At 32.0% G+C, this 22,158-nt stretch carries 25 protein-coding genes; 12 read left to right on the top strand and 13 right to left on the bottom strand.

Annotated elements, in window-relative coordinates; all coding sequences use genetic code 11:
- Positions 1-129: 129 nt before the first annotated feature.
- Together E0Y80_RS08100 and E0Y80_RS08095 are read right to left on the bottom strand one after the other, a co-directional pair.
- The gene (locus tag E0Y80_RS08100) at positions 130-2,073 is read right to left on the bottom strand and encodes a leucine-rich repeat domain-containing protein (protein WP_197091518.1); all 1,944 of its coding nucleotides are present in this window, start codon (positions 2,071-2,073) and stop codon (positions 130-132) included.
- Positions 2,074-2,122: 49 nt separating this feature from the next.
- Positions 2,123-3,694: a hypothetical protein gene (locus E0Y80_RS08095; protein WP_156307164.1), complete on the bottom strand. Its 1,572-nt coding sequence runs from the start codon at positions 3,692-3,694 to the stop codon at positions 2,123-2,125.
- Positions 3,695-3,916: 222 nt separating this feature from the next.
- Here E0Y80_RS08095 and E0Y80_RS08090 point away from each other — a divergent pair, with 222 nt between their 5' ends.
- Positions 3,917-4,645 carry a hypothetical protein gene (locus E0Y80_RS08090; protein WP_156307163.1) on the top strand — a complete coding sequence of 243 codons (729 nt, stop codon included), beginning with the start codon at positions 3,917-3,919 and terminating at the stop codon, positions 4,643-4,645.
- 16 nt (positions 4,646-4,661) lie between these two features.
- Complete coding sequence (locus E0Y80_RS08085) at positions 4,662-5,078, top strand: hypothetical protein (protein ID WP_156307162.1); 417 nt, start codon at positions 4,662-4,664, stop codon at positions 5,076-5,078.
- Positions 5,079-5,119: 41 nt separating this feature from the next.
- Here the strand turns inward: E0Y80_RS08085 and E0Y80_RS08080 are convergent, their stop codons facing one another.
- The 6 genes from E0Y80_RS08080 to E0Y80_RS08055 all read right to left on the bottom strand — a co-directional run bounded on the left by E0Y80_RS08080 (position 5,120) and on the right by E0Y80_RS08055 (position 14,759).
- Positions 5,120-5,728: an RNA polymerase sigma factor gene (locus E0Y80_RS08080; RefSeq protein ID WP_156307161.1), complete on the bottom strand. Its 609-nt coding sequence runs from the start codon at positions 5,726-5,728 to the stop codon at positions 5,120-5,122.
- A gap of 142 nt (positions 5,729-5,870) precedes the next feature.
- On the bottom strand, positions 5,871-6,851 hold the full coding sequence (locus E0Y80_RS08075) for a Gfo/Idh/MocA family protein (RefSeq protein WP_156307160.1): 981 nt from the start codon (positions 6,849-6,851) through the stop codon (positions 5,871-5,873).
- Positions 6,852-6,854: 3 nt separating this feature from the next.
- Positions 6,855-8,351 carry a Gfo/Idh/MocA family protein gene (locus E0Y80_RS08070; protein WP_156307159.1) on the bottom strand — a complete coding sequence of 499 codons (1,497 nt, stop codon included), beginning with the start codon at positions 8,349-8,351 and terminating at the stop codon, positions 6,855-6,857.
- Between the two features lie 2 nt (positions 8,352-8,353).
- Entirely contained in the window at positions 8,354-10,021 is a 1,668-nt protein-coding gene (locus tag E0Y80_RS08065) for a RagB/SusD family nutrient uptake outer membrane protein (protein ID WP_156307158.1), read from the bottom strand.
- 3 nt (positions 10,022-10,024) lie between these two features.
- Positions 10,025-13,489: a SusC/RagA family TonB-linked outer membrane protein gene (locus E0Y80_RS08060; protein ID WP_231595994.1), complete on the bottom strand. Its 3,465-nt coding sequence runs from the start codon at positions 13,487-13,489 to the stop codon at positions 10,025-10,027.
- A gap of 58 nt (positions 13,490-13,547) precedes the next feature.
- A complete protein-coding gene (locus tag E0Y80_RS08055; RefSeq protein WP_156307157.1) occupies positions 13,548-14,759 on the bottom strand; it encodes a FecR family protein in 1,212 nt (403 codons plus the stop codon).
- 140 nt (positions 14,760-14,899) lie between these two features.
- Between E0Y80_RS08055 and E0Y80_RS20880 the strand changes: the two genes are divergently transcribed.
- Positions 14,900-15,031: a hypothetical protein gene (locus tag E0Y80_RS20880; RefSeq protein ID WP_262885850.1), complete on the top strand. Its 132-nt coding sequence runs from the start codon at positions 14,900-14,902 to the stop codon at positions 15,029-15,031.
- Positions 15,032-15,298: 267 nt separating this feature from the next.
- A complete protein-coding gene (locus E0Y80_RS08050; protein WP_156307156.1) occupies positions 15,299-15,490 on the top strand; it encodes a hypothetical protein in 192 nt (63 codons plus the stop codon).
- A gap of 159 nt (positions 15,491-15,649) precedes the next feature.
- On the opposite strand, the gene E0Y80_RS08045 is transcribed toward E0Y80_RS08050, so the two are convergent.
- Both E0Y80_RS08045 and E0Y80_RS08040 read right to left on the bottom strand, forming a co-directional pair.
- Positions 15,650-15,958: a hypothetical protein gene (locus tag E0Y80_RS08045; protein WP_156307155.1), complete on the bottom strand. Its 309-nt coding sequence runs from the start codon at positions 15,956-15,958 to the stop codon at positions 15,650-15,652.
- 53 nt (positions 15,959-16,011) lie between these two features.
- Positions 16,012-16,554 (bottom strand): hypothetical protein, encoded by a 543-nt coding sequence (locus E0Y80_RS08040; protein ID WP_156307154.1) that lies wholly within the window; start codon positions 16,552-16,554, stop codon positions 16,012-16,014.
- Positions 16,555-16,636: 82 nt separating this feature from the next.
- On the opposite strand from E0Y80_RS08040, the gene E0Y80_RS08035 reads away from it, so the two are divergent.
- The 3 genes from E0Y80_RS08035 to E0Y80_RS20605 all read left to right on the top strand — a co-directional run bounded on the left by E0Y80_RS08035 (position 16,637) and on the right by E0Y80_RS20605 (position 18,130).
- On the top strand, positions 16,637-16,924 hold the full coding sequence (locus E0Y80_RS08035) for a hypothetical protein (protein WP_156307153.1): 288 nt from the start codon (positions 16,637-16,639) through the stop codon (positions 16,922-16,924).
- Positions 16,921-17,730: a phospholipase D-like domain-containing protein gene (locus E0Y80_RS08030; protein ID WP_156307152.1), complete on the top strand. Its 810-nt coding sequence runs from the start codon at positions 16,921-16,923 to the stop codon at positions 17,728-17,730. The genes E0Y80_RS08035 and E0Y80_RS08030 overlap by 4 nt, the downstream gene beginning before the upstream one ends.
- A 214-nt stretch (positions 17,731-17,944) precedes the next feature.
- Positions 17,945-18,130, top strand: a complete 186-nt coding sequence (locus tag E0Y80_RS20605; RefSeq protein WP_197091517.1) for a Rha family transcriptional regulator — start codon at positions 17,945-17,947, stop codon at positions 18,128-18,130.
- Positions 18,131-18,343: 213 nt separating this feature from the next.
- Here E0Y80_RS20605 and E0Y80_RS20985 read toward each other — a convergent pair whose 3' ends face one another.
- On the bottom strand, positions 18,344-18,529 hold the full coding sequence (locus E0Y80_RS20985) for an antA/AntB antirepressor family protein (protein WP_394350230.1): 186 nt from the start codon (positions 18,527-18,529) through the stop codon (positions 18,344-18,346).
- Positions 18,530-18,662: 133 nt separating this feature from the next.
- On the opposite strand from E0Y80_RS20985, the gene E0Y80_RS08015 reads away from it, so the two are divergent.
- Entirely contained in the window at positions 18,663-19,031 is a 369-nt protein-coding gene (locus E0Y80_RS08015) for a DUF2513 domain-containing protein (protein ID WP_156307151.1), read from the top strand.
- A gap of 340 nt (positions 19,032-19,371) precedes the next feature.
- Positions 19,372-19,569, top strand: a complete 198-nt coding sequence (locus tag E0Y80_RS08010; protein ID WP_156307150.1) for a hypothetical protein — start codon at positions 19,372-19,374, stop codon at positions 19,567-19,569.
- Between the two features lie 9 nt (positions 19,570-19,578).
- Here E0Y80_RS08010 and E0Y80_RS08005 read toward each other — a convergent pair whose 3' ends face one another.
- Positions 19,579-20,508, bottom strand: a complete 930-nt coding sequence (locus E0Y80_RS08005; RefSeq protein WP_156307149.1) for a hypothetical protein — start codon at positions 20,506-20,508, stop codon at positions 19,579-19,581.
- 22 nt (positions 20,509-20,530) lie between these two features.
- The gene (locus tag E0Y80_RS08000) at positions 20,531-20,773 is read right to left on the bottom strand and encodes a helix-turn-helix domain-containing protein (protein WP_156307148.1); all 243 of its coding nucleotides are present in this window, start codon (positions 20,771-20,773) and stop codon (positions 20,531-20,533) included.
- A 138-nt stretch (positions 20,774-20,911) separates the two neighbouring features.
- Here E0Y80_RS08000 and E0Y80_RS07995 point away from each other — a divergent pair, with 138 nt between their 5' ends.
- The 3 genes from E0Y80_RS07995 (at position 20,912) to E0Y80_RS07985 (ending at position 22,024) form a co-directional block, all read left to right on the top strand.
- A complete protein-coding gene (locus E0Y80_RS07995) occupies positions 20,912-21,217 on the top strand; it encodes a hypothetical protein (RefSeq protein WP_156307147.1) in 306 nt (101 codons plus the stop codon).
- Positions 21,218-21,318: 101 nt separating this feature from the next.
- Positions 21,319-21,606, top strand: a complete 288-nt coding sequence (locus tag E0Y80_RS07990; protein WP_156307146.1) for a hypothetical protein — start codon at positions 21,319-21,321, stop codon at positions 21,604-21,606.
- On the top strand, positions 21,569-22,024 hold the full coding sequence (locus E0Y80_RS07985) for a hypothetical protein (protein ID WP_197091515.1): 456 nt from the start codon (positions 21,569-21,571) through the stop codon (positions 22,022-22,024). Before E0Y80_RS07990 ends, E0Y80_RS07985 begins: the two co-directional genes overlap by 38 nt.
- Positions 22,025-22,158: the final 134 nt, after the last annotated feature.

Below are 22,158 nucleotides of genomic sequence, written 5' to 3'. Positions count from 1 at the left end.
TGCATTATTTCAGATAATAATTACCCCCTCACTTTAATAAACGAGAAGGAAGTAAGACTTAAATAGAATTATAAAGAATTACTGAAATAAAAATGAAATTAAAGAAGATATATAGCTAATATCATCATACTAAAATATTTGCCAAGAACTAAATTCATTTCTACTGATAATGGTTCCAGGCATTTGCTTAGCTATGGATTTTAGATTTTCAATTGGTATTTGAAAATTCTGGTGTAAATCTATCTTGCTAACAAGTCCTTTCAACCTAATAACCTCATCGGGAAGCATTTTAATATTATTATCATCAAGGATAAGTACAACAGTTTCCTTGAGTTTTGTTAATGCCAAAGGAAATTCTGTAAACTTGTTTTTAGATAAATTAATCTGATGGGCTTTTAATTCTGAAAAGCTTTCAGGTAGTGAAGATAGATTATTCTGTTCTAGATTAATTTCTTTCAAATTTACCATGGAACTAAATGACTTAGGTAAAGAATATAGACCAGAATTAAGGGATAGATAAGTTAAGCTCTGAAGTTTACCGAAACTCTCAGGTACGGATTTTAAATTTTTCCCAGTTATAGATAGGAATTTTAAATTGGATAGATTTCCAAAACTTTCTGGTAGTTTATCTGCTGAAGTATGGATAAGAATGAATGATATTTTCTTAAGGTTACCAAAATTATTACCCAAATACCCAACGGAAGGGCCAAAGCTCCAAATGCTATCTAATTTTTCCAATTCAGAGAAGGAGTCAGGTAAATTATTAATGTTTCCTGATCCTAATAGCCCCAAATAACTCAAGTTTTTTAAATTTCCAAAATCTTGAGGTAATGATTTAGTGCTTCCAGAACCGATATGTAACATAATCCTTTTCAATGAAGTGGCCTGACTTATAGAGGGAGCGATCTCTCCGTCTCTAAATGTTGCTTCTAAATCAGTCAATTTCTTTAAATTTCCGATTTCCTTTGGCATACTTTGGTAGAAACCCGAAAATATCTTTAGGTTTTTCAATTTTGAAAAAGACCTTGGCAACACAATTCCCTCTTCCCAACGGGTATGGAGCTCTTCTAAGCTTTCTAATTCACCAAACTCTTCCGGAAAATAAATTTGTCCAAGAGGAACATGGGAACCATAAAGGTTACTCCATCTAAACTTTTTCAGTTTTTTTAAATTCTTGATGCTTTCAGGAATAATAACTTTGTAGCCTGTGCTGCCCATGTTAAGTTCTTCCAATTCTAAATAATGCTGGGTGAAAATTTCTGGAAGTCCGTTTAATGAAGAACTGCTTACATTTAACTTTTGAAGATGCTTCAGTGCTACTAATGTTGGATAACGTTTCCATTCATCAAACACGAACGCTCTACCATTACTGTGCATATTAATTTCTACGACCTCTCCTTTATTATTCCAAGTTACATATCTACTGTGAGGAGAAAAGCCTAAATCCGCTAGTGCTTCTTCTTGCGTATATTGCCCAGTTTTAATGACTGTATCCAACTCAAATTCCTTGTCAAATAATGTATAGGTCCATTTAATATGATATTCTGTATTTTCAAAACCTTGGATTTCAACTGAAGTTCTACCATCTAATTCCTGCGATCCACCAGAGTGCTCAAGAGGATTGATATAAGCAATACCTTTGTTAAAGGTCCATTTTCCTTGCAAATGTTGGTAAACTCTCAAGTGGATCTTGGTCTTGAATGTGCTTGGTGTAAAGTTTTCAATTACAAATGGAGGTTCTTTAATTTGAACAGTAACTTCCTCTTTTAGTTCTTTATCCTTACGATTAACCACCCATTCAAGGACATATTTCTCTCCTGGAATCCCATAAAATTTGGTGATCGGATTGTTTTTGTTTCCAAAACGGACATATTCTGAATGAGCACGTCCTGATTTAACTTTCCATTCAGCTTTATCACCAATTTGTAAGGGTTTCCCATTCAACTCTACATAGTATTCGTTATTATTGCCAATTTCAGGAAAATATCCAGTTGAATCGCCTGGTACGGGATTGTTCTCTAAAATTTTTTGATCAGTTGCTAATTCGAAAACCTCCTTAGTGCATGAATTCATTGTTAAAATCAATCCTAAAATAATAGAATATAAAATGTATGGTCTTATCTTATTCATAATCAACAAATGAAAATTCAAATAGTCCTTCACTAAAAGCGCCCCTCCCGAAATAATATTTATTATTTACATAATATACATGTCCAGTCCACTCTTCATGGTCTAATACATCGAAAGGAAAAGTATTATAAAATTGTTCGTAACTGGTTACGGAAAAATCCTTGAGATTTAATCTTGCAATGACGCGGTCGCGGCCTACCATAATTAAGTCATTATTATGCACACTGAAGTGAAAAAAGTATGTTTTTAATTCAGGAAATGATTTAAGCGGCTTCAATTCAGCTGTTTTAGGATTAAATTCACTTAATGTGTAAAAAAACTCTCCAGCGCCATTTTGAATGTGATAAAACCAATATACCCTACCGTTATATTCAAATATCTTTCCTTTAATTTTGCTGTCAATTTTACCAACAAATTTTCCTTGCCGAGATTCCCAATCAATCGAATACAAATACTTATGATTTTCATAAGTTTCAGAATCAGTAACAGTCAGGATTGCAATCATTTTACCACCTAATTCATAATAATTGATTAATGCTTGATCACGATAACTTGGAAATATTTTATCTAATGTGATGTATTCTTCTTTTGTATTTAAATTTTTAATATCTAATGCAACTATGCGAACTTGTTTGTTTTCGAAATCAATATATAGCCTATCATCTTGGATCGATCCAGTGAAGAAGAATGTATCCCCCAAATTAAATGCAGTTTCATTATAAAAACCAAATCTAGGGTCAATAGCCTTTTCCCTGAACCACATGTTATTATTAAAATAATATTTTTGGATCATTCCATTGCCAATGGTATATAACTCATTATTATATTGGAATCCAATGTTACCTGTATTTGGGTTTCCGTTTATTCTTTTCAAGGTATAATGACCATAACCCTTAGGTTGAGCAATTTTTATTTGGGTATCCGTAAAAATTGGTTTGTTCTTATAATGAAGAGTAAATCCGATAAATTGGTTATTGCGCATCGGGGATACCTGACCACTCAGATGAATTTCAAAAGTTCCAGATTCATTTTTAATAACTTTAGTAACTGCCAAGTTAATGACGTTGTCATCTGTAACAGTATACTGCTTAATATCATCATCTATATTTTCCCCAAGTAGAATCACCGTAAAGCGACTTTGAGCATCCGGAATTACCCATTTGCTTGAATCTTTTCTTATCAAAGAGTATTTTCTTGGTATTATTTCGTAGATGCTGGATAGAACGGTTTCTCCTTTTAATTTAGCATAGACTCTATAATAAAGAATCTCAGTTTCATCAAATGCTGATAAAAGCCCTGAATATTCCTTACCATTTTTCTGAAGCAATAAGGTGTTTTTCATGGTTCCCATTGCTAAGTCAGTTTTATTTAGTCCATAAGAAACACCGACCTCATCATACGAATAGTCTGCCAATTGAACCGTAAACTTTGCTGTCTGATTGCCTACAACCACCTCTGGCATCCCCATGGAGCCAAAAGGATTGATACTAATTAACTTTTCCTTTTTACAGCCACTAATACTACAAACCAGTATGATTAGAGTTAATTGGAGATAAAATTTCACAAATAAATTGATTAATAATTGTTCTCTAATATAGATAAAATCAGAAATAAAAAAACATGGTTAATTAAAGATTTATTTAATTTTCCTGAAAAATAACTCTTCTTTTACACTTTTGATTAACATTAGTTGTCGGGTAACAAAATCTTTAAAATTATATCCAATTAAACCAAAAGAAAATTATTAAATTCAACATAAAAACTAAATAATTTTATTAGAATTAATATGGATAATATTGAATACTACATATTTGATCGGGATACTTTAGGGGTAACAAATAACTTTAATAAAGTAATTGAACAAAGTAAAAATAGTTTCATTTCCATCGATAGGTATGAGAAAATCTCAGATATTAAAGACCTTGAAATCCAAGAAAGAACTATTAATAATTTAAGTTTTAGAAATTTTCATTCTGAAAATTGCATTAAATTAATAAAATATATTCAGAATAAATTTGATTTAAACATTATAGCATTTAATCATACAAAATTGAATTTGTATGATATAAAACTAAAGACTAAACATATTGTAGTTAATGAAAATGTTAGTATTAATTTTAACAATATTAACCTAGAAAGTATTGAAGAAATAACTTTTACTGATCTAAAAAGTTATGATGGAGAGATATCTGATAATAATGTTAGTTTAAAGAAGTTAATTGTATGGCATGATAGGAAAGCTATTTCTAAATTAATTTATAAATTCCCTTTCATACAGTATTTTTTTTTAACAAAAAGCAGTGTTGAAGAACTATTATTTTCCAAGTTTAATTTTCTTGAATTAGTTGAGTTAAATTACTGTAGTAAACTAAAAAATATAGAATTTGAAAAAAAACCAGCCGTTAAATTCTCTCTACATAAATGTCCAATGATTTCTTTACCCCCCAAAGGAATTAAATTCATTATCGGTTTAGGTATTGGTGGGTCAATTGGAAGAACTCAAAAAAAAGGGTAAACCTTAAACATATATTATGATGAACAAAAAAAAATTAATTATTTCAATCATAATATTTTTGCAATCTTGTTCAGACTACGGTTGCAAAGAAACAGAAGATTTTTATAAAGAATTCTCTACTCATCTTGTACTTTTTAAAAATCCAAATATTGATTATAATCAATATTTAATTAAAGGAAAATCAATAATGAGTGGCAAGGACACCTTGGAGAGATTACCAAGCAGATGGTTTGGAAATTTATATTGTTTTTGGGAAATTGGCGATACTGTGATAAAAGATAAGGGGACTTTGAAGATAGAATTACGGAAAGTAAAACCAAAGTATGGAAATAGAATATATGTCTGTGAGTTTACTTGTAAAGGTATCCTTATAAATGATATTCGGGTCCCAATTTGGAGAGAAGATTTAATCAAAAATGGTTGTAAGTTTTAATATTTGTTTAATAACAAGACTATATATTATTGTTACTATAATTAATTTGTTTTGTTAAAATAGATTAGAAATAAACCAATCACAAAGGTTAATTCTTGAATATTTAGGTTTCTTTTAAATCCGAATGCTTTTTTTAGAGAGGCTATTGCTTTTGATCTTGCAAAATAAATACTACTTGCTGATACCCCTAATTCATCAATAATTTCCTCAGTTTCTTTTTGTTCAAAGTAGGTTAACTTAAATATTTTTGCCTGTTGTTTTGGCATCTTATCCACCTCTTCAACAATTAGTTTGATTAATTCCATTTGAATCATTTTGGTAAGCATATCCTCATTTGGACTTATTAGTTCATTTAAAATTTCATCATTTTCATGGATTACTTTGTTTTTGATTAGATTAACATGATCTAAGCATAAGTTTTTGGTGCTTATATAAAGGAATGCCTTAATACTAGATTCTGATTTTATTTTATTTCTGCCCAACCATAACTTTACAAAGCTGTCAGAAACGATTTCTTCAGCCACAAGTTTATCTTTTACAATGCGGTATGCAAAGTAGCGTAGGGAAGTGCCATAAAGCTTCATATAATGCTTCAAACCATCTTCTTGCCCACAAATTAAAGCTGATAAATGTGGATTAGGCGAATTCACGATAATTAATACGTTTCCGTTTAGGTGTTAATTGTGTTAAGTCTAATAAATTTAATATTTAATTAGCAGAATACCTAATATTTAATATGGAGAGCTATAATTGGAAAACAATTTATAGCTCTTAGTCCATATTGTGTTTAGGTTAGATTAAAATCTCCGTCTTATTTGATGATTTAATTCTTTGTGCTGCTTCCATAAATTTGAAGATTTCAATCGTTTCTTCTGCCGGAACAGGAGGTTTTCCTGAATCAAAGAAATTTAAGATTTCTGCAACCAGAGGACCATATCCAGCGAATGGACCTAATTGAGATATACCTGTTTCTCCAAAAGCGATTCCGGCAATGTTGGATGCTCCTTTTCTGATTCCTCTAACAGAACCTATTCTGCCATCATTCCAAATTCCTACTACCTGTTCAAAATCGGGATGAAAGGCTCTAAATACTTCTTTACATCCTGTTCCCATTACGGTAAAAAGCATCTCTATTCCATGAATCATATACCAAGCCTGGTCTATATGGTGCGGTTCAATTTCTGCGGGTGTATAAACATCTGCCCCTAGAACTTTTCCGATTTTTCCGGCTTTTACCTCACGAACCAAAGCATCATATCGAAGCGACGATGATGAGAAAATTGGAACATTATTTTGGGCAGCCAGTTCAAAAATTGCCCGGACCTTTTCAAGGTTTTCAGCCATTGGCTTATCTATAAAAAGTGGTTTTTTAGCCTTAATTACTTTTTCAGCTTGTTCATAATGAACTCTTCCATCATTAGATTCCAATAAAACATAGTCTACTTTTTTTAATAAACTATCTATAGAATCTACTATTTCAATGCCCATTTTTTTAACCGCATCTATAATACCTTGCTTCATACCAAGGGCTGAAGGAATATCTTTACTTCCATGAGGAAAAGCTGCAACCACCCTGTATCCTCTGTCTTTTAAACTCCCTTCATTTATATCCTTGCTAAACATTTCACTATGGGAGGTGTCAAGTCCTATAATTCCAATTTTTTTAATCTTTTGGCTTGCCAAAGATCTTGTCGGCTTTAATGAAAAAACACTTGTACTTGCTCCTACAATTCCCAATTGTTGAATAAATATTCTTCTATTTGTTTTTTTCATGTCTTAAAAGTTTGGCATATCAGGAAGGCTAAACCCATTATGATAGGTATGTTTAATCCATTCTTTAGCCGCATCTTTAGCATTTAATTCTACGAATTGTCTATTGAATCGCGGGTCACCATCTATAACGCTAAATTCATCTACAGAGACAATTTTTAATTGATCAGCATCATTGATATTTGTGAATTCCATTTTCTCACCATCCCATAATAAATCTCGATTTAGTCCTTGTAATCTAACTGCTAAAACCCCCATTACGACCATTTCATTAAAAGGTCCGGAGAATCCGAAATTTGAACTAGCTTCTTTTCTATTTTTTGGTGATTCTTTAGCCGCTCTAATCCAATCTTGTTCATGAGCATTCGTGTTCCAGATATCCCCATTACCACCTGGTACTCTTGGAATCCATGGAGTTGGTTGATTAAAGTGCGCCATGTCTGTAACCGGAAGTAGAGTAGGGTTCATACCGTAACATCCTGTCATTATTTTTCCCTTTTTGCCGACAAAAATAATTCCTCCGTTAGAATCTCCCATCATTTGGCCTGGAGCTAATTCGGTTGGTCTTTCAGGCAAGAGTCCTCCATCATACCAATGAACTTTTACTTCCGGCATATTTACCTTTCCTTTTTTCTCTCTAGCTGGGAAAGTATACTGCACCATCTGTGCATGTGGCGGGGAATATAAGTTACTTAATGTGGAACTTCCGTTTACTTTTGTAGGATATTTTAAATCTAGGGCCCAATATATTGGATCCATAATATGACAAGCCATATCGCCCAATGCTCCGGTTCCAAAATCCCACCATCCACGCCAGTTCCAAGGCGTATATACACTATTGTAAGGCCTATTTTCCGCAGGACCAATAAATAGATCCCAATCCAAAGTATCTGGTACTGGCATTCCTTCTTTAGGTTTCATCAAGCCTTGTGGCCAGATAGGTCTATCTGTCCAACAATGTACCTCATATACTTCACCAATAGCATCTGATTGTATCCATTCAGCAATTTGTCTACACCAATCGAAGGAATTTCCTTGATTTCCCATTTGCGTAGCAACTTTATATTTTTTTGCCAGGTTGGTTAACAACCTGGACTCATAAACAGAATGTGTTAATGGTTTTTGTGTATAACAATGCTTGCCCAAGGTGATCGCATGTGCTGTAGCAACGGCATGATTATGATCGGGAGTCGCTACCATTACTGCATCAATAGATTTGCCCATTTGATCAAACATTTCTCGCCAATCCTTAAACTTTTTAGCCTTGGGGTAGTCGTTAAATGTCTTTTGAGCATACTTCCAATCTACATCACATAATGCAACAATATTTTCAGTATTCATGTTTGATAAATTACGTCTTCCCATACCGCCAAGACCAATACCTGCAATATTTAATTTATCACTTGGAGCAACATAGCCTAATGTCTTTCCTAATACGTTACTAGATACAATTGAAAAACCAGCAACAGTAGCACTATTTTTTATAAAATTCCTTCTATCCATGATTAATAGTTTGAGTTTTGAACTAATACACCATTTGACCTATCTATCTCTATTTGTGGAATTGGAAATGGCCAACTTTTATCACTTGCATCCCTACCTTTATCTGCAAAGCCGTACTTCGTATAAAATGCATTCATTGTACTTGCATAAGTCCCTGTACGGATCAAATCAGATAGTCTGATGCCTTCTAAGGCAAGTTCATTCCTTCTTTCCTTCCTGATCTCATTAAGCACGTTGTCAGAAGTTTTAACTGCATAGGTGGAGTTGAATTCTGATTCAGAAATGGGCTTCAATCCTTTTGCAAATAACCTGTAAATTGCTGGTTGATCAACTTTAGAGGTAGTAACGAATGCTCTTTTACGAACCTCATTTACATATGGTAGTGCTTCTGCAGCTGTACCGCCAGATTTAATAATGGACTCAGCATATACTAGCAATACTTCAGAATATCGAATCCAATAGGGTTGCCAATTACTTCTTGTTAAATCGTTGTTTTGGCGATACTGTTGAGGCACAAATGCTTTTCTACTTTGTTGAAGATCAAAATCATTGAAATATCCTCTGTAGTTATGAACCTCCTCAGCACCAGTACTTGTCTTAAAGATATCGTTATGACTAATAATGGTGAACATTTTTCTAGGATCTGCAGGGTCATAGGAAGAAGCCAAATCTTTCGTTGGTGTATTACCGCCCCAGCCACCAACATTATTACGGCCTACATTCATAATTGCAAATGAATCTCCACCTAATCCAAATGCAGGATCATATTTTCTCAACACTCCAAGTATATTTTCCTTTGAAAATGGGCCAACTTGATAGTCTCCTCTAAATAGATCTTGAAAATCTGCTAATAGGCTTAATCCAGAGTTTTTAACAATATCACCCGCAGCATTTCTAGCCAACGTGTATTCCGCTTTAGCATCTCCTGTTAATATGTTTTGTTCTATTAACCCAGCAAAAAATAATGCAGCACGAGCTTTTAAGGCTAAAGCAGCATCTTTACTTACACGTCCAACTTCATCACTTTTGAAGGCATTACCCCTTGGAAGATTCGTTTCTGCAATTGCTTCATCAAGATCTTTATAAACTTGAGCTTTTAAATCTGCTAAAGAAGCTTTTTCCTTTCGAGAAGAAGGATCTTCAATTTGAATGATTAATGGTACTTCCTTGAAAACAGTAATTAGATCAAAATAATACCATGCTCTAAGAAACTTAACTTCTGCAATGTAGCGTTTTACTGTTTCAGCAGATACTGGTTTACCATCTTGAATTAAGTTAGCACCTTCTTTTTCGAATCCATCTAATGCAATGTTGCATTTTCCAATCCCTCCAAAGCGATTAGACCATGTTTCAAACAATAATGCATTGGAAGCTAAAGGTCTTCCTCGTCCTACCTCAGTGGTTTGTGGTCTGTCTCCAGGATCAGATCCACCAGCACCAGCATTATCTACTACTTCATCACCAATGGCAACTTTATTAATGGTATATCCCCATGAATCGCTCATAGGCTGATAGCAACTGGTTAATAATTTCAAACCAGCACCATCAGTTTTAAAATATTCACTTTGATTAAGAATTCCGTAAGGATCTCTTGTTAAATAATCTTTCTTACATCCCATCGGTATTAATAGTGCCGACAGAACCATAGCCTTTATAATTTTTCTAGTCATGATTTAAAAGCTTAAATTAACACCAAACATATATGATTTTGCTACCGGATAATATCCTTGATCAACCCCCATATTTAAAGGAGATCCACTTCCTATTTCAGGATCTAACCCAGTATATTTTGTAAATGTGAATAAGTTATACGCGCCAGCCCAAAGTCTTATACGGTCAATTTTCGCATTTCTAAATAGGGTAGAAGGAATAGTGTATCCTAACTGAATACTTTTTATTCTTAAGTATGAGCCGTCTTCAACTAACCAATCAGATATCTGTAGATTATTTTGATTTGCAGCACTGATTTTAAACTGTGAATTGCTAGGATTTGTTGCTGACCATGCCTCAGACATTAAATCTTTTGGAGCATTGTACCAGCCCACACCTGATTTCATGTCGATTTTAGCAATATTCATAATATCATTTCCCATTGTACCTTGTCCTAAAACTTGAAGATCAAATCCTTTGTAATCCGCACCTAAACGAAAGCCATAGGTTAAAGTTGGAAATGGATCGCCAATATCTGTTCTATCAAGGTTATTGATAACACCATCCTGATTTACATCCACATATTTTAAATCACCAGGTCTTGCGCCTTCTTGGAAATAATTATCAACTTCTGCTTGACTTTGAAAAATACCATCTGTTTTAAGCCCATAATAATAACCGATTGGTTTACCTTCTTCAGTCAATGTGGTTGAATATGAAATCCATCCACCGCCAGTTATAGGTTCACCTCCTCCTAGACTTAGAACTTTGTTTTTTACGGTAGATGCATTTGCTGAGATACTGTATCCAAACTCACCAACTTTATCTTTATATGTTAAATCAAATTCTAAACCTGAGTTTTGTACTCCTCCAGCATTTGACCATGGGCTATTTGGAAAGCCTAGGTAGGCAGGTAGAGGAACATTAAGTAACATTCCATCCGTTGTTTTTTTATAATAATCAAAGTTGAAATGGAGTTTGTTTTTTAGAAAAGCTAATTCCAAACCGATATCTAATTGCTCTGTTTGTTCCCATTGGATTAATGGGTTACCAATATAGTTGCTTCCTCCAATTAATTGAGGGCTTCTAGGACCAAATAAATAATATCCCATATTTCCGGAATAGGTAGTTAGATATGCTCCACTACCAATATTTTGGTTACCAATCATACCCCAACTTAATCTCAATTTACCAGCATCTAACCAAGTTGCAGTTTTCATGAAATCTTCTTCAGAGAAATTCCAACCCGCCGAAACAGAGGGGAATGTTCCCCATTTTCTGCCGTCTCCAAAATTAGAAGAACCATCATAACGTAAATTGGCAGTAACCATATATCTATTCTTATATGAATAGAAAGCCCTACCAAAATATGAGTTTAATGCATTTTCCCATTTTGTACCTGATGCTTGAGGATTTACTGAACCCGCATTTATTATCCATTGGCTTGGATCATTAGAAACTAGGCCTTGTTTTGATGCTCCTGAAGATTCTTCTTTCCATTGTTCAGCAGAGGTACCGGCCATTAATGAGAATTTGTGATCCTCAATTTCCTTTTCAAAGGTTAATGTATTCTCCCATACATAATAATTTGTTAAAGAATTGTATGCCCCAACAGTAGCATCATTATTAAATTGATTTCCGTTTAAGTAATACTTTGGAGCAAATGAATTGGATACTCCTCGACCCAAGTCAATACCTAGACTACTTCTATATTTTAACCAAGGCATAATTTTGATATCTACAGCACCTCCAGCTTTGATAGCAATTCCTTTCCATCGATTATTTTTATAGATATCAGTTTGCGCAACAGGATTCTCTTTATTGGTCATTAAAATTGGACCATATAATGACCAGGGATTGTTAGGGTCTATTTTATCTAAAAAGAAACCATCTTTTAAAAATGCTGGAATATCTTTTAAATCATTTCTATATACTTGAGAAATAGGGTCCGCAACAAAAGCTATAAATGCAGTGTTGAAACCAGGGCTTCCTTCTAGTACATTGCCTCGTCCTTCATTAATAAGTCCAAAATTTCCTGATATGGAAAGCCATTCTCTTAGGTTGTGGTTGAAATTTGTTCTCCAGGACATTCTATCATAATCAGAACCGTTTATTATGCCTTCTTGATCCATATAACTAAAGCTAGATCTGTAAGCTAGATCTTTGATTCCTCCAGATATGGCGATGTCATAATTTTGAACTAATGCATCTTTATTGTAAATTTCTTTCCACCAATTTGTGCCTTCTTCAGACCCTGTGTTAGATTTTAAAAACCTTAACACATCAGCTTTATCTTGATCTGAAAAGTATGGGTCTAAACCAGCATTGATATTTGCCAAGTTTTTATATTCCATAAATTCCTTCGCATTCATCATGTCGTAAGTTTTTATTGGACTTTGAAAACCTAAATAGCTATCAAATGAAATTAAATTGTTTAGTTCATTACTTCTTTGAGCTCCTTTAGCAGTTGTTACCATAATTACACCATTAGCCGCTCTAGAACCATATATAGCAGTAGCAGAAGCGTCTTTTAAGACTTCCATGCTTGTGATGTCATTTGGGTTTAACCAGCCGATATCGGATTGGGGTAATCCATCAACGACATATAATGGATTATTGTCATTTACAGTTCCAATGCCACGAATTCTAACTGAAGGAGGAGTGCCTGGGCTTCCTCCAGTTGATGTAACCTGAACTCCTGCAGATTGTCCTTGTAAGCCTTCTGTAGCATTTCTTATAGGCATATTTTTTAATGCTTCGCCATCAACTTTTGAAACCGCTCCTGTTAAGTCTCTTTTTAGCTGGGTACCATATCCAACAACAACAATTTCTTCCAAATCATTTTCGCCTTCAGTTAAACTTACATTTATTGTAGTTTGTCCTTCTAAGCGTATTTCTGAAACTTGATACCCTAATAAGGAAAAAACCAGTGCCTCAGAATTACTTGGAACAACTAGTTGATAATCACCATTTTCATTGGTAGAAGTGGCTACATTTGATCCGGCAACTTTTACTGTTACTCCAATAAGTGGATTGCCTTGACTATTAGTGACTTTACCATTAATAGTTTGTTGTTTAGTTGTGCCAACTTCATTTAAAGATAGATTGTCAGTTTCCTTATTTTTTGTTGTGTTTTTCCGGATAACTATTGTTGTACCTTTCATAGACCATGTAGCTGGTTTATCTTTCAATAAGGTTTTCATAGTCGTAGAAATGTCAGCATTATTTAATGCAGCACTAACTTTAAGGTTAGCTAAGTCCTTTCCATTTAAAAAATAGGAGTGACCAGTTTGAGTCTGAATTGTTTTCATAGCCTCCACTAAAGGCACATCAGAAACATGAATTGAAATTGATTGTCCGTATGTGGTTGCAAATAATCTAATAGTAAACATAAACATGATTACTATGGCAATCCAACCTTTCTTTATCATTCCTTTCTTTCTTTTGTTTGGCTTGAGAAAGCCAAATCCATCATTTAGGTAATTCATAATGTTGATTTTTGAAAATTAGAATTAAGGTTATTTTTATTTTTTGTTTTTTAAGGTTTTAGGTTTGTGGTAATACGATTAAATAATTTTTGTTGTTTTTGAATTCAAATTCAAACTTTACATCTGCTTCTTCTAAGATTTTTAATACTTCTTGAAGAGGCTGATCTCTACTGAATTGCCCATAGAAATAGCTGTCGGGAATTCCTTCTTTGTAAATAATTTCCAAATCATACCAACGGCTTAATTGCTTCATCGCTGATTTTAAGGAAGTCTCATCAAAATGAAATACGTTGTTTTTCCAAGAAATCTCTGTGCTTACATCAATTGTAGACTTTTCTAATCCTCCATTTGATAATATCGATTGTTCATTTGGAATTAATGAAATACTTTGAAGTGCAGAGTGGATATTTACTTTACCTTCCACTAATGTTGTTTTTATACTTTCATTTTTGAAAGCATAAACATTGAATTCTGTACCTGTTACTTCTATTGATTGACCTTCCGTTTGTACTCTGAAGGCTAAAAGATTTTTAGATTTATTTATTGTTTTCTTTACTTGAAAGTATGCTTCACCTGACAATGAAACTGATCTTTCATTGGAAAATTTGATGGGAAAATTTATTTTACTTTCTGAATTCAACCATATCTTACTTCCATCTTGTAATTGAACTTTATAATGTCCTGCCCTAGGAATTTCTATGCTTAAGTTTTCATTAGGTTTGAACTTTTCCTTCAAGTCTAAAATAGTTTTTCCAGATCCATAACTTATGGTCTGATCGTTACTAATGACCAATAAATCTTCATCTTCACTTAAAGCAATATTTTCTCCATTAGGTAATAATAAATTCGCTTGATATTTCCCTGGCTTTACATTTTCTAATGCTATTTTATTATTTATTTTCTGTTCGTTTTTCTGATAGTTGAAATAATAAATAGAAAATAAACTAAATAACAAGATTAGTGCAGCTGCAAGCCATTTGATATTGAATATATTTCTGTTCTTAGGTTTTGTATCGTTTAGTTTATGGATTTTTTCAATGGTTGAAGTGGTTAGTTTCTCAATCCATGGATCCTTATCTTGTTGTTCTAATTCTATCCATTCTAAAGCATCTTCAAAAAGCGAATCATGTTCATTAAGTTGTTCAATAAATTTCTTTCTACTTGGATTTTGTTCAATCCAAGTATTGAGCTCTAACCTTTCATTTTTTGAAATAGAACCATCAGACAACTTTTTAATAAGCCTAGCTATATGTTCAGATTGGTTTTCCATTAATTTAAGTTTCTATTAATGGATACGGAAATCTCTTTAACTTCTTAGCTTATTCTATAAAGTTTATTTTAATTAGAGTTAATTAACTGGTTTTTAGTTATTTATTTTATTCTTTTTTATGAAATTAAATGTAGTTTTTAGTGGGAACTAAAATAGTAGCATACGATAAGTTTTCAATTGCAAATGAAGATTTAAGCAAGCTGTTTCTACTAATTGCCATTGCATTTTTAGCTAGGCATGGTATCATTAAAATGGGAGGTGATTTGAGCTAGTATAAAAACTCTTTAGCCGATATTGGTCTACCAATTTTTTTTTGGATTGGAATACCAATTTGTGAAATACTTTCTACGCTTTGTATTTTATTTGGAATTTGCATTAAAGCAAAGCGTATTAACAAAAGGAAATTGGTTGGTATGGAGGGAGAAGGAGAGGTTGTTCTGATTGAAGAAACAGAGCTCGCACCGAATGCTAATGTTCTTTCGACATGGTTTTTTAATCATGATCATGAATAGCGTGATTCGGTCTTAGAATGTAAGAGATTGGATGTTACCACTATTGCTGAAGATATTCAGGGAAATACTCTTTTATGGGTAAATACTTCAGAAATGTCGCCTCAATCATTAGATCTTGCTTTTAAATATCAATTAGAAGGTGATCATATCTTAAGTTCTGAAGAAAACTCTTTAATAGAAAAGGAAATATCTAAGTCAGGTAAAATAATAATGAAGTAGAAATTCTTTAATCACTATATACTGAGAAGGTGGATATTGTCTCTATTTTTGGGGTTCAAATCCACCATTCTCTTTTTAAAATCAATTTATTGTTCTGAATTTCAGTTTTTTATGTTCTTTTTTATTCAATTAAGGTAATATTTGTGGTAATAAACAATATTATAGCTTATTAACAATTTTTACAAAATCGCCAGGCTCAATCGAGTTTTTTAAGGTAGTTTCGATATCTAACTTGGATAATGCTTCGGTCCATACAGAAGGAAAATGAGTTCTAGTAGTTTTTATTTCTGCAACTAAGGTAGCCATATTGTCTTGAGAGTGTGTAACCTTAAAATAACCTTTAGGAACTTCTAATGCTCCTAAACTTACTCCAGTATCAGGGTCTACTATTTCCTTACCCAAGCTATATACTAATAATCGTGTATTTTCTTCTATTCCATCTTTGAGACCTCCATTAATTACAATCATATCTGAATTAATTAAATGGGCCACTTTGAATATTTTGTCTTTTGATCCTTTCATTATCTATTATGCATTATATAGTATTTAACAATTATTTTTTTTATAGTGTTATTATCATTAAATCTCATTTTTTTTAGTTCTTCTGGATAATTAGTAGAAAATTTCACATCTAATTCAAGTATAGTAATATGTGTAAACTTACTTTGAATATTGCTGACATATCCTAAACCAATAGGAATTTCAACATCTTCCTTAAGGTAAAATATAGTTACCATTGCCGAATGGTTTAATATAGGGTTATTCTCCACTAACAAAACCTCCTCATTGGTTTCAAAACTTATTCCTTTACTGTGGTCTTTAATTTCGTCAACTGGATTTTTTACAACGTTTTTATATTCTTGATAAATATCATAAGTTAATTTGAATGAAAACATGAGTATCACTAAGAAAATATATAGTGCTAACAAAAACCATTTAACATTTAACACACTATTATAATCTGTAACTATGTAACTGAATATTGTCGTGAATATACCCCCAACTCCGATAATTAATGAAACACCGTTTAACGAAAGTACATTTTTTAATTTTTCTAAAAACATATTGTTTGGTTAATTAAGCCAATATACATAAATTATGAATCGGTTTAGTAACAGAATTTGTTATGTTAAATTTTATAATAAAATGAAAATAAATGGATTTGAATTTGGAGAATATCAAATAATGGTAGATGGTGACCAGGAGTATCAAAATGAAAGAGAAAATTATATAATCAATGAAGATTTATCTCTAAAATGGTCTTGGAATGGTACTGAAAAATTTGGGTTTTGGACTTATGAAGAAGGGCTATTTGAAATGTATATTGAAGGAAATACTGGAGAAATATTTGAGCGCTATAAGTTTGATAATGGCAAATGGAAAAATGCAGAATTCCCGGAAAGAACTCTTGTTAAAAGAATTATTGGATTATGAAATTAAGTGATTATTCTATAAATGTGTTAAATGAGTTTATTACCGGAGATTATGCCCAAGTCAATAGATCCGCTAGAGATTTAGTTAAATATTTTAATAAATATGGCATTAGGGACGTTTATGAGAACTGTTTTAATTACAATTTGAGTAAAAGCAATTATTCATTAGCAAAATTAAATGAATTAAATGATACTGAAAAGTTACATGATTTGATTCTTAATCTATTTAATATTCCTTTTCTTGAGGTTGCAGATTCTGATTTTATAAAAAGGATGGAAATATTAAATTCTGCTATTAATGAAGATGGCTATTGCATAAAGTTGAATGAAAAAGGGGATGTAGTTTTTATTGATGGTTATATTAAGCCTGATCTAGTTATTGTAAAACCGTCATTTGAAGATATCGAATCCGAAATAATTAATGAAATAAATTCAGCAAAATTACTCATTTGGATTGCTGTTGCATGGTTTACTAATAGAAACATAGCTGAAGCCATTTATAATAAGTTTATAGAGGGGTTAAATATTAGAATTTTAGTACTTAATGATGAAATTAATAATAAAGGAAGAAAACCTATAATATTTGAAAACATTTCCGATTGCATCAGATGTAAAACTAAAAGTAGTAATGATAACATTATGCATGCAAAATTCTGTATAATAGATTTGAAAAAAGTAATTAATGGATCATTTAATTATACTAACAAAGCTAAATTCAATAATGAGGTTATTACAACAATAACAAGTAAAGAACATGTTGAAGCGTTTGCGATGGAATTTAATAAATTGTGGAGGGAATATAGATGATGAAAATAAGGTTCAAATCCCACTTACTCTATTATAAGCATATTTATGACGCTTATTATCATAGTGTTATGTATTATGCGTGTAATTTGGGTGTTAAATAGGGTAATTATAGCTTTAATTTTAGTTGTTATTATATCATTAATTACTCCAACACTAGAAACGATAATAGATCCTAAATCAACAATACTAAAATCATCCATAACAATTAATTTGGTTGATTAATATAGTAAAATTAAATGATTCTGGTCAAGGCAATCAGAACTTTGAAAACAAAAAGATATCTAGCAGAGAAATTGCAGAGTTGACAGGAAAAACACACGACAACGTATTGAAAGCTATTCGAGCTATGGAGCAAGCTTGGATAAAAGTTACTGGCGTTAAATTTAACGCGAGTGAATAATCAAGTCTCAGCCCAAATTGGCATTGTTGGGGAAATCGAACTATAAAATCATATTTAGATATAGTTTTTTCAAAATAGACCGAAAGTCATAAGTCATTTTTTGTGTTTACTGACCTATAGGAAAATCCCATAGCTACACCTTCATACTTTTATGTATTGGGGAGCAAAGTGGTTTAAAATCACTTTGGAATTAAAATTAATAGTGAGAAAGTCTCACCAATGCTTAAAATATCTATTGATATGAAGCATTGATACTTCTTTTGCCGTATCGAGTGTTAGCGCAAAGTCATCTAGCTCTTGCCTAGCTAGGGTGTTAAAAACTTTACACCCTATATAATCGACCCCTTCATCAAATCCATATTCTAGCATCCTTGGCATCCATGAATTGAATCGTTCGATTATAACTAATTGATTTTCAGCAATACCATTCTTAATGGTAATGGCTTTAATTAGTTTCTGAGTGGATTTTAGGTTTATTTACTTTAAGATCATCTTTGAATAAGTATATTTATAATTCACCAAAACCATTATTATGAAACTTGATTTAGAGTTATGCCGAAAAATACTTAAAGTTATCCAAGAAGCAGATTATGAGGATTATTATGAAGGGGCAATAGAAATTCCTGGATATACACAAAAAGAAATTTTTTATCAGATCCAAAAAATGAGCGAAGCCGGGTATGTTGGTTACGAGGCACCAACAGGACATATGGATGAATGTTTTTCAATAGACATAAGCTTTAAAGGGCATGAATTCTTAAATGAAATGCTTAATGATAATATTTGGAATGCCACTACTGAGTTAATAAAGAAAAAGGGTGGAGTATTAACTTTTGAAATTGTAAAAGCATTCATTCCCACAGCTATAAAAAACGTTCTTGGAATAGATGTAAATGGGTAATTTCAAGGTTCAAATCAGTCTTACTCTATTAAGGTATTATGTAAACATCAATAAATCAGTTAATTAAATAATTTTATATTCATGTGTGGTAATATATAGGGCAACCATTTTGAATTAAATTGAATAGATCAGAAATATTAACTTAGTAACTATGAAAAAACTAATTATAGCTTTAATCCTTCCATTGTTGTTTGCATGTTCAAAGGATGAAGATCCTCAAGCCGATTTTACAGCAAACTTAGCCGGATCTTAATATAGAGCGAAAGCCTGGGTTAATGATTCATTTGGTCAGGTCTATCAAGTGTTAGACTTTAAATCAAACAACAAAGTTGAATTTAGCTTGAGATTATCCAATAACTCTATTGTGAATGAAGATTACACAGTAACTTCTTCTTACAAAGTTGTTAGCAATACTCAGATCGAAATTACTCATAAAGGATATACAGACATTAATGCAGAAGTGAATAAGGCAATTGTTACCGGCGATGTTCTAAGTATCTCTCAAGGGAGCTTAAAAGGTGTTTACGAAAAGTATTAAGCTATTTTACTATAATTCATTAAGTCCTAATTTGGTATCCATTGTTGTTTTGTTTTTAAAATCATTGTAAGATTTTGGTATTTCAAATCTGTCCTTGTTTTCTGGATAGAGATCAATCATGAAAAATTTATTCACATTCATAATATAAAACTCTTGGCTTTTGATGACACGAGCATGTAAAAATTCTTTTTTCAACTCTTTTTCTCTTTTCCTTCTAAAAGCTCTATTCCCTACGATGGGGCTTTCCTTAATAAAATCTTTAATTGCGTCCTTTGCCCTCTTTTCCAAAAATATTTTATTTTGATTATCCAAGACGTGCTTTGCATATGATTTAATGAATATCTCGTCAGCAAATATACTTTGATATTTTACATAAGTTTCGGGGATAGCATTTTTAAAATTTTTTAATGCATTAGTAAAATCCCCTAAACTCAGCAATTCTGTATAAAACTGATGGAATGGTTCAAAGTGCTCTTCATATGAAATTTCTTTGAATGCACCTAACATTCCAAAAAAAGGACTTCTTTCCATTAGATTGAGAATAGATATTAAATATCCTCCAAAACAAACCGCCGAAGTAATATAAAGATTGTTACCAGTTGCGACATTTATTTTTGTCAAATAATTTTTCATTTCTTCCCATTCTACCATTTCTCCCGAACTAAGGGTAATTCCATTAACACTTCCGTGAACTTCAAAGTGTAAAATGGGAATTGAATATTTATTTTCAACATCCTTTGAAACCCTTTCAAGAGCATTAAAAAATTCTTCTTTATAAGTTACTTGGATTAATTCGTTGCTTATATGGTTATGTTTATAGCACATCCTTTTAATAATATCATTATAAAGATCTTCTCCTGTTTTTGGTTCTCCATTAGGTAGTGATTCAATTACAATAACCTTATTAAATTTAAATAGGTTCTTCTTAACAGTTTTCAAAATAGTAAAGTTATAATAATAGTTATTTTTTAATTATCCCCATCCAATTGCCGTTTTCGTCATAAGAATGGTATGTGCTTTCATCTGAAGCTATCAATTCAAATACACTTACTTCCAAAACATCTGCGATCTGTTGAATAACCTTCATAGATGGATTCCCAATCATCCTAGCATTTAAAGCCTGGTATGTAATGTCTAATTTCTTTGATAATGTTTGCAAGTCTACGCCTTTAGCCTTAGCAACTTCTTTGATTCTTAATTTCATAAAGCAAATATCTTAAATAAAACTATCTTTTTATAAATAATCGATTAAATAAAATTATAATTTTAAATATTATTTGCATATATTAAATTATAGTTTGCTATTTGGTATAGCAATTTAGGAACTTAAAATATTTCACACATGAAAAACTTAATAACATTAATCCAGGCAGAAGAATTGAGAAACAACGAAATCGAAGTTATTGATTTAAAAGGTTTGTTTGAAAACTTGACAGATTTAGCGTCAAATGAATTAGGGGATATTTCCAGCACTTTACAATCATGGTTTCACAACCACATAACAGTTAATGGCAATATCATAAGCGACGAAGATCAGAAAGCATTATTTTTTATCGGCAACTTATTAAGAGTTTTAGGAGAGAATCGTACATTAGTATCTGAAAGCTATGGGGCAATCGAAAGGGTTCAAAGAGAATTTTTAGATTAAAATAACAAATAAGAGAACACTTACATAAATTCTGAGAACAATTAATTCACTAGCCTTTCAAAATTGAAAGGCTTTATTTTTTTAATTTAAATAGAATTTTTATGTCAAGTATTAATGAAAGAGAGTACGAAACTTTGCAATCGATAAGTTTTGCTCTTGCGAGAATTGAAAGTTTATTGAGCGAATGGGAAGAAAAAAGTGAAGGTAGCTTGATGGGCGCTAAGGAAATTGGTTTACGATTAGGATTACCAACTCAATCGGTATGGAGAATGGCTAGATTAAAAGCTGTTGGTTATTATCGAATTGGAAATAGGTATATGTTTAATTATAAAGAATTCAAAGCGTCAAGATATGTCAAATACGTTCAAAAATTTCATAAAAGGGGATGAAACACCCAAATTGATTGCACTACTCACCATTAGGGATTCATTATGGTCAATAGTTGGTATACTTGAGGAATGGATGGAATTAAGATTTCCTAAGAAGATTGAAAATAATATTAAAATCTTTTCCAAGAAAAAATCTTCTAAGAAGAAGTCTCTTAAGAAAGAGGAGAGAGTGATTCTTCAGTATAATACAACTAAATTAGGAGGGTTAAGTAAAAGTAAAAGTGGTAATCCAGTTAAGGTTACTGATAATATTGATCTTTCTAATTTTGTTATGATTAAAGAATTGATTAAAAATCTTGGTGGAAGTCCAAATTTTTGGCTGAATATGAGAAAGACAAATCAAATTCCTTACTTAAAAGTCGGACGTAGGTACTATTATCATTTAGATAACATTCAAAAGACTATCAAAGTAGATTAATCATACAAAATATTACGGATCATGTACAAAAGTTGTGGAGGGGATAAAAAATAATTAGATATTTGTGCTTTGAACTTATATAGAGATGCACGATTCATTTAAAGCTTTAATGCCGCTTATCATTCCTGAAGGAG

The organism is Sphingobacterium endophyticum (genome assembly GCF_009733535.1).
GTDB classification, from domain to species: domain Bacteria; phylum Bacteroidota; class Bacteroidia; order Sphingobacteriales; family Sphingobacteriaceae; genus Sphingobacterium; species Sphingobacterium endophyticum.
The sequence above is the reverse complement of the archived record's forward strand: the minus strand, read 5'-3'. Positions and strand labels throughout refer to the sequence as shown.